Origin of the sequence: Streptomyces sp. NPDC059009, from assembly GCF_042740175.1 — a bacterium.
In the GTDB taxonomy this organism is placed as follows: domain Bacteria; phylum Actinomycetota; class Actinomycetes; order Streptomycetales; family Streptomycetaceae; genus Streptomyces.
This window is the reverse complement of sequence record NZ_JBHYJB010000011.1, coordinates 215,537-230,232: the sequence shown is the minus strand read 5'-3', so window position 1 is coordinate 230,232 and position 14,696 is coordinate 215,537. Positions and strand designations below refer to the sequence as shown.

Here is a 14,696-nt window from a genome sequence, read left to right as displayed (position 1 = left end):
TCATGAACTCGTACGGCGCCCCCGGCTTTTCGAGGACGGACATACCGCCGCGTCCCCACCCCGCCCCCACCACCGGCCAGCCGACTCCACCCGCACCCCACCCCCCACCCACGAGCCGAAGACGGCACCCCCGCGCCGTTGTCCCCACCCCCACCGCCCCCGTGGCAGGATCGGGCGTGCCATGACTGCGCCCACGAAGCCCATGCCGCCCCAGCCCTCCGAGCCGACCGAGCCGATCGAGCCGTCCGGGCCGTCCGCAGCCCCGACCCCCGACGGCGCCCCGCTGCACACCCCCGTCATCGCCTGGTTCGACGCCAACGCCCGGGACCTCCCGTGGCGGCGCCCCGACGCCGGCCCCTGGGGAGTGATGGTCAGCGAGTTCATGCTGCAGCAGACCCCCGTCAGCCGCGTCCTGCCCGTGTACGAGCAGTGGCTCGCCCGCTGGCCGCGCCCCGCCGACCTGGCCAAGGAAGCGCCGGGCGAGGCCGTCCGCGCCTGGGGCCGGCTCGGCTACCCGCGCCGCGCCCTGCGCCTGCACGGCGCAGCCGTCGCCATAACGGAACGGCACGGCGGCGACGTCCCCGCACTCCACTCCCAGCTGCTCGCGCTGCCCGGCATCGGCGAGTACACCGCCGCCGCGGTCGCCTCCTTCGCGTACGGACAGCGGCACGCGGTCCTGGACACGAACGTGCGCCGGGTCTTCGCCCGCGCCGTCACGGGCGTCCAGTACCCGCCGAACGCCACCACCGCCGCCGAGCGCAAGCTCGCCCGCGCCCTCCTGCCCGAGGACGAGCGGACCGCCTCGCGCTGGGCCGCCGCCTCCATGGAGCTGGGCGCCCTCGTCTGCACCGCCAAGAACGAGAACTGCGCGCGCTGCCCCATCGCCGCCCAGTGCGCCTGGCACGCGGCGGGCAAGCCCGCGCACGAGGGTCCCGCACGCCGGGGCCAGACCTACGCGGGCACCGACCGGCAGGTCCGCGGCAAGCTGCTCGCCGTCCTGCGGGAGGCCGTCGCACCGGTGCCGCAGGCGGTGCTCGACCGGGTCTGGGACGAACCGGTGCAGCGGGCCCGCGCCCTGGACGGCCTGGTCTCCGACGGCCTGGTGGAACCCCTGCCCGACGGCCTCTACCGACTGCCCCTCACGTAACTGCCACAACGCCCCGCAACACCCGCGGTGCGTGCGACACCCGCAGTGCCTGCAACACCCACAGCGCCTGCAACACCTGCAGCGCCTGTAACACCCGTAACGCTCGTAACGCTTCATGTGCCTCACCCGACCGTCACCCCGACCCCCAAAACGGGCATAACACCGCATAAAACCCCGCTCTCACCTGCAGGTTTACGCGTCGCCTACTTCTGTTACACAACCGACGGACAGCCGTGCGCCCTCCGCTGGCTGCTCCGCACAGCCTCGTGACAACGCCTCCGTAGCTTCATTTCTGTCAGCGAGACACGACGAGGCAACGGGTCGGAACGGAGGCGGTTGGGTATGGCGCACGGCGAGGTGCTCGAGTTCGAAGAGTACGTCCGCACTCGGCAGGACGCCCTGCTGCGCAGTGCCCGGCGTCTGGTCCCGGACCCGGTGGACGCCCAGGACCTGCTGCAGACGGCGCTGGTGCGGACGTACGGCCGCTGGGAGGGCATAGCCGACAAGCGGCTGGCCGACGCCTACCTCCGCCGTGTCATGATCAACACGCGTACGGAGTGGTGGCGCGCCCGCAAGCTCGAAGAGGTCCCCACCGAGCAGCTGCCGGACGCCTCCGTGGACGACTCCACGGAGCAGCACGCCGACCGCGCCCTCCTGATGGACATCATGAAGGTGCTCGCACCGAAGCAGCGCAGCGTCGTGGTGCTGCGACACTGGGAGCAGATGTCCACCGAGGAGACGGCTGCCGCACTCGGCATGTCGGCCGGAACGGTCAAGAGCACGCTGCACCGGGCCCTGGCCCGGCTCCGTCAGGAGCTGGAGAGCCGCGCCGCCGACGAGGAGTCGGCAGGGCCCGCTGCCCGCGCGTTCGAACGTGAGGAGCGGGAGCGTTGCGCGGCCTAGGTACTGGGGCCAACGAGCCACCCCCGGGTCCACCTTCCAGGTGGGTCTGGGGAACAGCGTTGAAGGCGGGGAGCACGGCAGCGGTCGTGCTCGCCGCCCTCGGGCTTTTCATCACCGCCTGCTCGACCGGCGGCTCCGGCACGCGTGACGAGGGCCCGGCCCGCACCGACCCCGCGAACTCGGTGCGCCCCGCGGCCCCCGACACCGCCGTCCCCGCCGAGCCCGCCCCGTCCGCGACGGCGATGAACAACAGCGAGGCCGTCAAGCTGGTGAAGGACGACCCCAAGGTCAGCGAGTCCATCAAGCGCGACCTGCAGCCCTGCGTCGCGGACGAGTACCCGGTCGACGTGAGCTCGGGGGACCTGACCGGCGGATCGGCCCCGGACATCATCGTGAACGTGATGACCTGCGGAGACGCCGTTGGCGTCGGCACCTACGTGTATCGCGAAGAGGGCAAGAAGTACCAGAATGTCTTCCGGGCCGAGGAACCGTCGGCCTACTCGGAGATCGACCGGGGCGAGCTGGTCGTGACCCGGCAGCTGTACGACAAGGACGACGACCTGGCGTACCCCTCCAGCCAGCTGGTGACCACGTTCAGGTGGAACAGCGAGGAGGGCAGGTTCCGGCAGCAGGGCAAGCCGGTCCGGAACAACTACGGGAACACGACGAGCGGCAGCGACCCCAGTCCGGACAGCTGACCGCCGCCCCTTCACACTGAGACCGCAGCACCGCTTCACACCGAAGCACCGAAGCTGCACCACCGAAGCACCAAAGCACCGCTTCACTCCGAAGCTGCACCACCGAAGCACCGCACCGAAGCACCGCACCGAAGCACCACACCGAAGCACCGCACCGACCCGAACAACCCCGGAGACTGAGAGCACCGATGGCAGAACAGACACATGTCCTGTTCGTCGAGGACGACGACGTCATCCGCGAGGCCACCCAGCTCGCCCTCGAGCGGGACGGCTTCGCGGTGACCGCCATGCCCGACGGCCTCGCGGGCCTCGAGGCGTTCCGGGCCGACCGCCCCGACATCGCCCTGCTCGACGTGATGGTGCCGGGCCTGGACGGCGTGAGCCTGTGCCGCCGCATCCGGGACGAGTCGACGGTCCCGGTGATCATGCTCTCGGCCCGCGCCGACTCGATCGACGTGGTGCTCGGCCTCGAGGCGGGCGCCGACGACTACGTGACCAAGCCGTTCGACGGGGCGGTCCTGGTCGCCCGCATCCGCGCCGTGCTGCGCCGCTTCGGCCACGCCGGCGGCCCCGGCTCGCCCGCGCCCGCCGGCGAGGAGGGCGCCCCCGGGGACGGCGGGGTCCTGCACTTCGGCGACCTGGAGATCGACACGGAGGGCATGGAGGTGCGCCGCGGCGGCGAGCACGTCGCCCTCACACCGACCGAGATGCGGCTCCTCCTGGAGTTCTCCTCGGCGCCGGGCACCGTGCTCTCCCGCGACAAGCTCCTGGAGCGCGTGTGGGACTACGGCTGGGGCGGGGACACCCGCGTCGTGGACGTCCATGTGCAGCGGCTGCGGACCAAGGTGGGGCAGGACCGCATCGAGACCGTCCGCGGTTTTGGCTACAAGCTCAAGGCTTGACGGGGGACCGGAATGAACAGCGGGGCAGCGGGGACCCTGCGCCACCGGGTGCGTTCGGCACTCGGCAAGGGTGACGAGGGCCTGCGGGAGCGCGTCCGCACGGCGCTCGGCGAGGGGCTGCGCACGGGCGTGCGCTGGAAGATCAGTGCCGCCGTCGCCGCGGTCAGCGCCCTGGTCGCGGTGGCGCTGAGCCTGGTCGTGCACAACTCCGCGCGCGTCACGATGCTCGACAACGCGCGCGACCTGGCCGACGAGCGCGTCCAGATCGCCCAGCGGAACTACGAGGCGTCGCCCAAGCGCAAGCTGACCCCCTACCCGTTCGGCCAGAAGATCGACGACCCCGAGCTGCCCATGGAGCTGCGGGCGAAGATCGCCCCGGGGCGGCGCGCCACGTACATCAAGGAGAACTCGGACGGGGTGCCCGACATCTGGGCCGCCGTCCCGCTGAGCAACGGCCACATCCTGTCCGTGCACGACCGCTTCACGGACCGCAGCTCCACCGTCATGAAGGACCTCGACCAGGCCCTGGTGATCGGTGGCGTCGCGGTGATCTTCGGCGGCTGCGCCCTGGGCGTGCTGATCGGCGGCCAGCTGTCCCGGCGACTGCGCAAGGCGGCGGCCGCGGCGGGCGAGGTGGCGCAGGGGCAGTCGGACGTACGGGTGCGGGACGCCATCGGCGGTGTCGTACGGGACGAGACGGACGACCTCGCGCGCGCCGTCGACGCCATGGCCGACGCCCTCAAGCAGCGCCTGGAGGCCGAGCGCCGGGTCACCGCGGACATCGCGCACGAGCTGCGCACCCCGGTGACGGGGCTGCTCACGGCGGCCGAGCTGCTGCCGCCGGGCCGCCCGAGCGAGCTGGTCAAGGACCGCGCCCAGGCGATGCGCACGCTGGTCGAGGACGTCCTCGAAGTGGCCCGTCTCGACGGCGCCTCCGAGCGGGCCGAGCTGCAGGACATCATGCTCGGCGAGTTCGTCACCCGCCGCATCGGCGTGCTCAACGACGACATCACGGTCACCGTCGTGCACGAGTCGGAGGTCACCACCGACCCGCGCCGCCTGGAGCGCATCCTCGGCAACCTCCTGGCCAACGCCGCGAAGCACGGCAAGCCGCCCTTCGAGGTCAGCGTCGAGGGCCGGGTGGTCCGGGTGCGCGACCACGGCCCCGGCTTCCCCGAGTCGCTCCTCGAAGAGGGCCCCAGCCGCTTCCGCACCGGCAGCGCCGACCGCGCGGGCCACGGTCACGGGCTCGGTCTGACCATCGCGGCGGGCCAGGCCCGGGTGCTCGGCGCCCGCCTCACCTTCCGCAACATCCGCCCGCCGGGCGGCGCCGCACACGCCCCCGCCGAGGGCGCCGTCGCGGTCCTCTGGCTCCCGGAGCACGCCCCGACGAACACGGGCAGCTTCCCGATGCTGCAGCTCCCCGACAAGCCGAGCAAGTGGGTCTAGCCCACCGGACAGCGGGTTCTCGGCACCGTTTCACGCGGCGCTGACGTCCAGCCGGAGCTGCCCGGCCCACCCGCCCGGAGTCCTGCCGGGCTCAGCCGTCCGGAGTCCTACCCGGCTCAGCCGTCCAGAGTCCTGCCCGACTCAGCCCGTCCAGAGTCGTCCGCGGGTCGGTGGGGGCTGGTCGCGCAGTTCTCCGCGCCCCTTTGGGGCCCGGGACCGGACATGCGCAGGCCCCCGGCGCCGGGGGGACGCCAGGGGCCTGCGCGGCCGGGAAGTGACGGGCGGGTCAGACGGCCTCTGCCACCGCCTTGTCGCGCGCCTCAGGTGCGGCGTCCCCAGCCGCACCCCCGGCCGGTCCCTTGTCGCCGGACTCGGCCGGACCCGAGCCCCGCAGCGGCGTCTCCTTCACGAAGAAGGCCGCGATGAGCACGGCCACCGCGATCGCGGAGCCGAGCAGGAAGGCCGCGTGCGTGCCGGACGACACCGCGTGCTGGTACGCCTCCTTGGCCGCGACGGGGAGCTTGTCCAGGGCCTCCTTGGTCAGCTGCGCCGACTTCTCGGTGGCCTGGCCGCCCGTCGCACCGGCCCGCTCGGCCATCTCGTGCTGCACCCGGTTGTTGAAGAGCGCGCCCATGATCGCGACACCGAAGGACGAGCCGAGGGTGCGGAAGAGCGTGGCCGAGGACGAGGCGACGCCCATGTCCTTGAGCTCCACGCTGTTCTGCGCGACCAGCATGGTGATCTGCATCAGGCAGCCCATGCCGATGCCGAGCACGACCATGTACAGCCCCGTGGTGAACCGCGAGGTGCCGGTGTCCATCTGCGAGAGGAGCACGAGCCCGGCGACCATGAACACGCCGCCGACGATCGGGAAGAGCTTGTACTTGCCGGTGCTGGTGGTGAAGCGGCCCGCGAAGAACGAGACGGCCATCATCGCGAGCAGCAGCGGCAGGAGCAGCAGGCCGGAGTTGGTGGCCGAGGCGCCCTGCACCGCCTGCTGGTAGAGCGGCAGGAAGAGCATCGCGCCGAACATCACGAAGCCGGTGATGAAGCCGATCACGGACATCAGCGAGAAGTTGCGGCTGCGGAAGATGTGCAGCGGCATGATCGGCTCGGCGGCCTTGCGCTGGACGAAGACGAAGCCGACGAGCGAGGCGATGCCGATCCCGATGAGCTCCATGATCATGGCCGAGCCCCAGGCGTACTCCGTGCCGCCCCAGGTGGTGACCAGCACGAACGCGGTGATGCCGATGGTGAGCAGCGCGGCGCCCAGGTAGTCGATCCGCCCCTCGGCCCGCTTCTTGGGCAGGTGCAGCACGGCGGTCACCATGGCGAGGGCGACGACGCCGATCGGGACGTTGATGTAGAAGGCCCAGCGCCAGCCGAGGTGGTCGGTGATGGTGCCGCCGACGAGCGGTCCGCCGATCATCGCGACGCCCATCACGGCCGTCATCATGCCCATGTACTTGCCGCGCTCCCGCGGCGGGACCAGCTCACCGATGATCGCCATGACGCCGACCATCAGTCCGCCCGCGCCGAGGCCCTGGATCGCCCGGAAGCCGATCAACTGCCCCATGTCCTGGGCCATTCCGCTGAGTGCGGAGCCGGCCAGGAAGATGACTATGGACGAGAGGAAGGCGCCCTTCCGTCCGTACATGTCGCCGACCTTGCCCCAGATCGGGGTGGAGGCCGCGGTCGCGAGCGTGTAGGCGGTGACCACCCAGGACAGGTGCTCCATGCCGCCCAGGTCGCCGACGATGGTCGGCATCGCGGGGCTCACGATCATGTTGTCCAGCATCGCGAGGAGGATCGTGATCATCAGCGCCATGAGCACGACGCGCAGACTGCGCGGCTGCGGCTCGGCGACACCGGCGGCACCGGCGGCCGCCGTGCCTTCCGCCGTCCCCTCCGGCTTCCCCATCGGTTTCTTCATTTCCGTCGTCATGATCCCCACTCCCCGTATGTTCCCCAGCTACTTACTTGCCGCCCGGCAAGTTGACTACACTGAGGGAAGGTAGACCCCTAACTAGCCGGGCGTCAAGTAAGTTCATGACGGGCAGGCGTACATCGGGCAATACACCGGCACGAGGAGCACGAGGAGCACCACGATGAGCACGGGCACAGGCAAGCAGCAGCGCCGCGGGGACACCCGCGAGCGCATTCAGAACGTGGCCCTGGAGCTCTTCGCCGAGCAGGGGTACGAGAAGACGTCGCTGCGCGAGATCGCGGAGCGGCTCGAGGTCACGAAGGCGGCGCTGTACTACCACTTCAAGACCAAGGAGGACATCCTCACCAGCCTCTTCGAGGATCTGACGGGCCCCATCGACGAGCTGATCCTCTGGGGCAAGGAGCAGCCGCGCACCCTGGAGACCAAGCAGGAGCTGCTGCGCCGCTACAGCGACATCCTCACCGCCGCGGCGCCGCTCTTCCGCTTCATGCAGGAGAACCAGGGCACGGTCCGCGACCTGAAGTCGGGCGAGGAGTTCCGGGGCCGGATGCTCGCGCTGTACGACATCCTCAAGGACCCGGACGCCCCCATGACCGCCCAAGTGCGGTGCTTCAGCGCCCTGTTCACCATGCACGCGGGCCTGTTCGCGCTCAAGGACGCCGAAGGCGACCCCGAGGAGAAGCGCAAGGCCATCCTGGAGGTCGCCGTCGATCTGGTCGCACAGGCGCACAAGGACGCCTGACGGGTCGTACGGGGGTGGCCGTACGAGGGAGGGCCACCCGGGGGGGGTGGGGTCAGACGGTCACGCCCTGCGCGCGCAGGAAGGCGACCGGGTCGACCGCGGAGCCGTAGTTCGGCGTCGTGCGGATCTCGAAGTGCAGGTGCGGGCCGCTGGAGTTGCCCGTGTTGCCGGAGAGGGCTATCTGCTGGCCGGTGCCGACGGCCTGGCCGATGCGGACGTCGACCCGCGACAGGTGCGCGTACTGCGAGTACGTGCCGTCGCTGTGCTTGATCACGATCGCGTTGCCGTACGCCGGGCCGTCCCCGGCGCCGTTGCCGCCGGCCTTCACGACGGTGCCGCCGTGCACGGCCGAGACCGGGGTGCCGACCGGCACCGCGAAGTCCTGGCCCGAGTGCTTGTGGGACCACATGCTGCCGCCGAGACCGAAGGTCGCCGAGAGCGTGTAGTGCTGCACCGGGTCCTGCCAGGCGGCGGCCTTCTTCGCGGCGGCCTGCTGGGCCTGGCCCGCGGCCTTGGCCTGGGCGGCGGCCTGCGCGTCGAGGGAGGAAGCGGCCACGGCGGGCAGCGCACCGGCCTGGACGTCGCCGTCCGCGGCGGAGGCGACCCCGGCACCCAGCATCGCGGTGACTCCGACGCCCGCGGCGACGGCCGCGACCCGCGTACGGAGCAGGGGGGAGCCGGGATGGTGGGACTTGGCGCGCTTCGACATTTCGGATGACCTCCGGGGCTTTACGGCTGAGGGGGTACGTGGGGCCGCCACATCCCGGGGGCCCCGGGGGCATGACGGCCATGACAGACACGACGGGACCCGGCCCACGTGCAGCACGTGTCGCCGGGTCGGCCTCACCTTGGTAACCCGCCGCCCCACCCCCGCCCAAAACGCCCATCTACTACCCAAAGCCGTAGTGAAAGGTCGGGATTTCCTCTCCTTGACACGGCCAAAAGGGGACAAACACCCATCGGTCTCGTATCGAAATCTCTCGGGCCGCGAAGGTTTGGCCCCAGGTCGCGTCCGCCCCGCTCCCCCGCCACCTGCGGCCCGGCCGCTCGTCACGCCGGACGCGACGAAGGTCCCGGAGGTTGCGGACCGAAAGTCCCGACGTCGCGCACGGGCACATCCACTATTCCGCCTAGTACCGGACAAATCGCCTGTGCGTCATGTCACCGCGCTCTAAGATCCACCACCCCGGGAATGTGACGGCCGCTACGCTCGCGCGCATGGATCCGGCGGTCATCGGCACCGGCTCGCGGCTCGCCTCGCGGGCCGTCTCCCCCTTGGTGAAGAAGCTGTTCGTGCGGCCGGGGCCGGGCGCGGGGCTCGCGGACAAGCCCGTGCGCCTGGACGCCCTCGTCTCCTTCACGGGAGAGAAGCGGAAGCTGACCGGGAAGGACCTGGCGAAGCTCGCGCGGGAACTGGTCCACCAGGCCCTGCGGGCGGGCGAGCGCCCCATCGCCCCCGACGAGCAGCGGGCGGTCGCGGACGCCCTCGCGCGGACGCTGCATGCGCTGGGCGACCTCACGCTCACAGATGTGGAGGCGGTGGAGCTGGGCCATGAGGCGCTGGCGCGTCGGCTGCGGGAGGCGGCCGCGGCCGGTGATCTCCCGTCCCCGGAGCATTACCTGTCGGCGGACGCCACGTACTTCTACGAGCGCCTGCTCACCGCGACCTGCCTCCAGATCCTGCACTTCTTCACACAGCGGTCGACGTTCGTGGCGGCGACGCTGGTGGCGCAGAGCCGGAGGCAGGGTCAACTCATCGCGCTCGTGGACGAGTTGATCGCGCGGAGTCCGTTGCCGGGGGCGGAGGACGTGGCGTTCGAGGAGCGGTACCTGGCGTATGCGGCGAGGCGGCACGGGAAGCTGACGATCTTCGGGATCGATCTGGCGAACTCGCCGGGGAAGTGGCCGCTGGACGCGGCGTACATGTCGCTGGAGGCGACGAGCGGGGCGGCGATCACGAGGTCCGAGTACGTGCGGCAGCAGGAGCTCGGCGGCTGGCGCCCACCCGTCTCCATCGACGAGGACGAGGCGCTCGAGGCGACGATCCGTGAACTGAACCTGCGCGCCACGGCCCCCCGCCCCGCCGACCAGGCCCTCACCACCCACGACCGCGTCCTCCTGCGCGGCGAGGCGGGCTCCGGCAAGACGACACTGGTCCAGTGGCTGGCGGTGAGCGCGGCCCGGCAGGGCGCCCCGGACGACGACCGCATGTCCTACCTCCACGACCGCGTCCCCTACGTCCTCCCCCTGCGCACCCTCACCCGCCACGGCGAGCGCCTCCCCGCCCCCAAGGACTTCCTGGCCGCCGTGGACTGCCCCCTCTCCGGCGAGCAGCCGAACGGCTGGGAGTCCCGGGTACTCCGCGCGGGCCGCGCCCTCGTCCTCATCGACGGCATCGACGAGGTCCCCGACACCGAGCGCGCACGCACCCGCGCCTGGATGAGCGACCTCATCGACGCGTACCCCGGCAACCGCTGGCTGGTCACCTCCCGCCCCTCCGCCGTACGCGAGGACTGGCTCGCCGACGAAGCCTTCACCGAGCTCACCCTCTCCCCCATGGGCTCGGCCGAGGTCGCCGCCTTCATCAGGCGCTGGCACAGCGCCGCGACGACGGGCGCCGCCGACGAGGACACCGCCCTCTCCACGTACGAGAGCCAGCTCCTGGAAGCGGTCAGGACCAAGCCGGATCTCGGCCTCCTCGCCACCAACCCCCTGATGTGCGGGCTGATCTGCGCGCTCCACCGGGACCGCCGCGGCTTCCTCCCCCTCGGCCGCAAGGACCTCTACACGGCAGCCCTGTCGATGCTCTTGATACGCCGGGACCGTGAACGTCACATGGATGTACCGGAGTTGCGAGAGGAGCCCCAGCTCCAGCTTCTCCAGCGGCTCGCGTACTGGCTGATCCGCAACGGCCGTACGGTGATGGACCGTTCACGGGCCGAGACGATCATCGCGGACGCGCTCCCGTCCGTGCCGGAGGTCGCCGCGCTCGGCGACGCGCACGCCGTCTTCGAGCACTTCCTCCAGCGAAGCGGCCTGCTGCGCGAACCCGGCCCGGACACGGTCGACTTCATCCACCGCACCTTCCAGGACTTCCTGGGTGCGCGGGCGGCCGTGGACGAGGGCGACTTCGGGGTGCTCGCGCAGCACGGGGCGGACGACCAGTGGGCCGATGTCATACGGATGGCGGTGGCACAGGGGCGGCCGCGGGACCGGGCGGAGCTCTTGGAGGAGCTGATCGCGTTCGGGGACGCCCGCAACGAACAGGAGCGCATGCGGGTGCACCTCCTCGCGGCGGCCTGTCTGGAGCACGCGGCGGAGCTGGCGCCTGCCGTACGGGGAGAGGTGGAGCGGCGGACGGCTGAGCTGATCCCGCCGCGCACCCCACAAGAGGCCAACAAGCTCATAGAGGTGGGACCCGTGGTCCTCGATCTGCTGCCCGACCCCGGTGAGTTGAGCGACCGGGATGCCTGGCTCGTGGCGCTCACCGCGACGAACATCCCCTCGGATGCCGCGGTCCCCTTCCTCTCGCGGCTCGCCCGCCATCCCGGGCTCGCCTCCCGCAGCCAGCTCATGTGGGGCTGGAACCGCTATGACTGCCGCCTGTACGCGGAGCACGTGATCGCCCAACTCAACGATGGAGAGACAGAGTTCACGCTGCACAACGCGGACCAGGTCATGGAGCTGGAGCGGCTCGGGATCCATCCGAAGCTCCTGGGCATCCTCGCGACTGTCTCTCCCGCGACCGCCTCCCGCCTCATCGTGGCCTGCGAGCCGACCTCCCTGAGCCTGTGGGCGCCCCCAGCCCACCTCTCCCCCGAGGCCCTGGCTGCCCTACACCGCCTCGAAGCCCTCCGTCTCTTCGACATCGATGAGCACTGGAGCCTCTCCCTCTTCCCCACCGAGGCCCCGCTGCGCACGATCGGCCTCTACGACTCCTCTGCGCGGATGCGCCAGGACGACTTCGAACTCCTGGAGCGCTGGCCGGAGTTGCGGTGGCTCATTTTCGGAGGCGAAGCGCTCCCTGCCTCGGCCGAGCACTGGCGGATCCTCGCCCGCCTGCCCCTCCTGGAGAAGCTGAACCTGCCGATCGAGGCTCTGGCACACGCGCCTCACGGTCTGCGCCTGCCGGGTGTCAAGGCGGTGTCGCTCAACGACATGGCCGTTTGGGCCAGCCCGCGCACCGACGTCGAGCACCTCATGGCGCTCTTCCCCAACCTGGCCGAGCTGAGGGTCCCCGCGCCTTGGCACACCGAACTCGGCCCTCTCCCCGCCTCCATCCGACTCGACGTCTACCACCTATCCTCCTGACCTGAGACCCTCCCCCTCATGCCCGACCCCACAGCCTTAGGCGCCCGCCTGGCCTCCACAGCAGTAACCCCCCTCATCAAGAAGCTCTTCCTCCAGGCCCAGCCCGGCGCCGCCCTGGTCGACAAGCCCATCCGCATATCCGCCCTGGTCACCTTCGGCCACGAGAAACGCAACGTCACCCCGAAGGACGTCCAGAAGGTCGCCGACGAACTCGTCCGCCGCGCCCTCACGTCAACGCCCGCGCACGAACGCCCCGTTGACGCCTCCGAGGCGCTCGCCGTCCGCAACGCCCTCGCCCACTCCCTCACCGCCCTCGGCACCATCACCATCGAGGACTACGAGGCGGTCGCGCTCGGACCGGAGGAGTTCGCGCGGACGCTGCGCCGGCAGTCGGGCGCCGTCATCACCGCCTTCGGGCTCAGCGAGAGCGGCGAGCTCCTCTACGACCGCCTCCTGCACACCGCCGCCCTGCACATCCTGAACTTCTTCACCCGGCGCTCCACGTACATCGCCCGCATGCAGACCGTCCAGACCCAGCAACTGGCCAGGCTGATCACGACAATTGACGTACTTCTGGACCGCCTGCCGTCGCAGTCCGCCGAGGACGCCGCCTTCGAGGCGCGGTACGCCGACCACATCGCCGCCCGGCACGGCACGCTCACCATCTACGGGCTCGACGTCCACGCGGGGACCAGCGAGTGGCCGCTGGACACCGCGTATCTCAGCCTGGAAGCGGAAAGCGGACACTTCGGGGACGACGGCACCCACGTGACCGCCGAGCAGATCCTCGCCCAGCAGGACCACGTGCTGCTGCGCGGCGTCGCCGGGTCCGGCAAGACCACACTGGTCCAGTGGCTCGCGGTGAAGGCGGCGGACCGGACGTACGAGCACGGGCTCACTCACCTCATCGGACGGGTGCCGTTCGTGCTGCCGATGCGGCGGATCGTGCGCCCGCGCACCGAACTCCCCATTCCCGGCGACTTCTTGAGGGCCGTCAGCTGCCCCGTCGCCGGTGAGCAGCCGGCCGGCTGGGTGGAGCGCGTCCTGCGGGCACGGCGCGGCGTGCTCCTCGTCGACGGGATCGACGAGATCTCCGAGGAGCGCCGCGAGTCCGCCAAGCGGTGGCTGCGCGAGCTGATCCACACCTTTCCCGGCAACCTGTGGCTCGTCACGTCGCGCCCCTCGGCCGTGCCCGACAAGTGGCTGGACACCACCGGCTTCGCGGAGCTGACGCTCTCCCCGATGGGCCGGGACGACGTCGCCACCTTCGTACGCCGCTGGCATCGTGCCGCCGGGGCCGACGAGACCATCGGGATGGCCCTGCTGCGCTCCGTGCGCACCGCCGACGAACTCAACCGGCTCGCCACCAACCCGCTGATGTGCGGCATGCTCTGTGCCCTCCACCGCGACCGGCGCGGCTTCGTGCCGCAGGACCGCAAGTCCCTGTACGAGGCGGCCCTGAGCATGCTCCTGGAGCGCCGGGACGTCGAGCGGGAGGTCGACGGCCGGGGCGAGGTGCGCATCCCGTACGCGCAGCAGATCCAGTTCTTCCAGAAGCTGGCGTGGTGGCTGATCCGCAACAGCCGTTCGGAGATGGACCGTTCGGAGGCGCTGCACATCATCGGGCAGGCACTTCCCTCGGTGCCCGTGCCCGGCACCCCCGAAGAGGTGTACACCTCGCTGCTGCTGCGGTCCGGGCTGCTCCGCGAGCCCGCCGAGGGTCGCGTGGACTTCCTGCACCGGACCTTTCAGGACTATCTCGGGGCGCGGCTCGCCGTGCAGGAGCTCGACTTCGACCTGCTCCTGAACAACGCCGACAAGACCGAGTGGGAGGACGTCATCCTGCTCGCCATCGCGCACGCACGGCCCAAAGAGGCCGAGCTGATGCTGCGGCGGCTGGTGGAAAGAAGGGGCACCCCGCGCGGGAAGCTGCTGGCCGCCTCCGGGTTGCCGTACGCGGCGGAGCTGGCGCCGGACGTACGCGCACTCGTGGAGGAGGGAGTGGAGTCGCTGATTCCACCGCGCACGCTGGTACAGGCTGATCAACTGGCTCATGCAGGAGGCGAGTTGGTGCTCGCGCTGCTGCCAGGCCCGGAGGACCTCAGCAGCCGGACCACGGCGTACCGCGTGGTCGAGGCGGCGGCCCGCATCGGCAGCGACAGCGCCCTGCACTTCCTGACCCGCTTCCGCACCTACCCGGGCGAGGCGGTCCAGAAGACCCTGGCCGGGGCCTGGGACCGCTTCGACCGGGAGCGCTACGCCCATGAGATCCTCGCCCACCTGCCCGAGCAGCACCGGGTCATCGTCCGCACCCGCGAGGACCTGGAGACCCTCCGCGCCATCGGCGGCTGGGCCGACATCCGCGTCAAGGGCGCCTACCGGGTGGAATACCTCACCGAACTCATCGTCGCGGACCGACTCACCCACCTCTCCGTCGAAGCGCCCCACCCCGTCGAAGGGCTCACCTGGCTCGCCGCCTTCCCGAACCTCCAGGAGGTCTACGTGGAGTCGGAGGTGCCCTCGGCCATCGCCGAGCAGGTACCGGCCTGGATCGTCCTCACCACCCCGCGCGCCAGAGGGAGTTGACCTACCCTTG

Annotated in this window: 10 protein-coding genes; 8 read left to right on the top strand and 2 right to left on the bottom strand. The window is 70.9% G+C overall.

The window, feature by feature from the left end; translation table 11 throughout:
• The first annotated feature begins 181 nt into the window (after positions 1 to 181).
• The 5 genes from ACFWYM_RS14275 (at position 182) to cseC (ending at position 5,099) form a co-directional block, all read left to right on the top strand.
• A complete protein-coding gene (locus ACFWYM_RS14275; RefSeq protein WP_384835214.1) occupies positions 182 to 1,147 on the top strand; it encodes an A/G-specific adenine glycosylase in 966 nt (321 codons plus the stop codon).
• A 342-nt stretch (positions 1,148 to 1,489) separates the two neighbouring features.
• Entirely contained in the window at positions 1,490 to 2,050 is a 561-nt protein-coding gene (locus ACFWYM_RS14270; RefSeq protein ID WP_384835211.1) for a SigE family RNA polymerase sigma factor, read from the top strand.
• Between the two features lie 59 nt (positions 2,051 to 2,109).
• Positions 2,110 to 2,748 (top strand): hypothetical protein, encoded by a 639-nt coding sequence (locus ACFWYM_RS14265; RefSeq protein ID WP_384835208.1) that lies wholly within the window; start codon positions 2,110 to 2,112, stop codon positions 2,746 to 2,748.
• A 188-nt stretch (positions 2,749 to 2,936) separates the two neighbouring features.
• Positions 2,937 to 3,650 carry a two-component system response regulator CseB gene (gene cseB, locus ACFWYM_RS14260; protein WP_384835205.1) on the top strand — a complete coding sequence of 238 codons (714 nt, stop codon included), beginning with the start codon at positions 2,937 to 2,939 and terminating at the stop codon, positions 3,648 to 3,650.
• Positions 3,651 to 3,662: 12 nt separating this feature from the next.
• Positions 3,663 to 5,099 (top strand): two-component system sensor histidine kinase CseC, encoded by a 1,437-nt coding sequence (gene cseC / locus ACFWYM_RS14255; RefSeq protein ID WP_384835202.1) that lies wholly within the window; start codon positions 3,663 to 3,665, stop codon positions 5,097 to 5,099.
• Between the two features lie 286 nt (positions 5,100 to 5,385).
• On the opposite strand, the gene ACFWYM_RS14250 is transcribed toward cseC, so the two are convergent.
• The gene (locus ACFWYM_RS14250; RefSeq protein ID WP_384835238.1) at positions 5,386 to 7,020 is read right to left on the bottom strand and encodes an MDR family MFS transporter; all 1,635 of its coding nucleotides are present in this window, start codon (positions 7,018 to 7,020) and stop codon (positions 5,386 to 5,388) included.
• A 187-nt stretch (positions 7,021 to 7,207) separates the two neighbouring features.
• Between ACFWYM_RS14250 and ACFWYM_RS14245 the strand changes: the two genes are divergently transcribed.
• Positions 7,208 to 7,789: a TetR/AcrR family transcriptional regulator gene (locus ACFWYM_RS14245; RefSeq protein ID WP_384835199.1), complete on the top strand. Its 582-nt coding sequence runs from the start codon at positions 7,208 to 7,210 to the stop codon at positions 7,787 to 7,789.
• Positions 7,790 to 7,841: 52 nt separating this feature from the next.
• On the opposite strand, the gene ACFWYM_RS14240 is transcribed toward ACFWYM_RS14245, so the two are convergent.
• On the bottom strand, positions 7,842 to 8,498 hold the full coding sequence (locus ACFWYM_RS14240) for a M23 family metallopeptidase (RefSeq protein WP_384835196.1): 657 nt from the start codon (positions 8,496 to 8,498) through the stop codon (positions 7,842 to 7,844).
• 509 nt (positions 8,499 to 9,007) lie between these two features.
• Here ACFWYM_RS14240 and ACFWYM_RS14235 point away from each other — a divergent pair.
• Complete coding sequence (locus ACFWYM_RS14235) at positions 9,008 to 12,100, top strand: NACHT domain-containing protein (protein WP_384835193.1); 3,093 nt, start codon at positions 9,008 to 9,010, stop codon at positions 12,098 to 12,100.
• Positions 12,101 to 12,118: 18 nt separating this feature from the next.
• Positions 12,119 to 14,686, top strand: coding sequence for an NACHT domain-containing protein (locus tag ACFWYM_RS14230; RefSeq protein ID WP_384835190.1), 2,568 nt, complete (start codon positions 12,119 to 12,121; stop codon positions 14,684 to 14,686).
• The last annotated feature ends 10 nt before the right edge of the window (positions 14,687 to 14,696 follow it).

Bases quoted from the DNA above. Each gene is read 5' to 3' on its own strand.
- ACFWYM_RS14275 (WP_384835214.1), top strand. From the start codon at position 182: ATGACTGCGCCCACGAAGCCCATGCCGCCCCAGCCCTCCGAGCCGACC.
- ACFWYM_RS14270 (WP_384835211.1), top strand. From the start codon at position 1,490: ATGGCGCACGGCGAGGTGCTCGAGTTCGAAGAGTACGTCCGCACTCGG.
- cseB (WP_384835205.1), top strand. From the start codon at position 2,937: ATGGCAGAACAGACACATGTCCTGTTCGTCGAGGACGACGACGTCATC.
- cseC (WP_384835202.1), top strand. From the start codon at position 3,663: ATGAACAGCGGGGCAGCGGGGACCCTGCGCCACCGGGTGCGTTCGGCA.
- ACFWYM_RS14250 (WP_384835238.1), bottom strand. From the start codon at position 7,020: ATGGGGAAGCCGGAGGGGACGGCGGAAGGCACGGCGGCCGCCGGTGCC.
- ACFWYM_RS14245 (WP_384835199.1), top strand. From the start codon at position 7,208: ATGAGCACGGGCACAGGCAAGCAGCAGCGCCGCGGGGACACCCGCGAG.
- ACFWYM_RS14240 (WP_384835196.1), bottom strand. From the start codon at position 8,498: ATGTCGAAGCGCGCCAAGTCCCACCATCCCGGCTCCCCCCTGCTCCGT.
- ACFWYM_RS14235 (WP_384835193.1), top strand. From the start codon at position 9,008: ATGGATCCGGCGGTCATCGGCACCGGCTCGCGGCTCGCCTCGCGGGCC.
- ACFWYM_RS14230 (WP_384835190.1), top strand. From the start codon at position 12,119: ATGCCCGACCCCACAGCCTTAGGCGCCCGCCTGGCCTCCACAGCAGTA.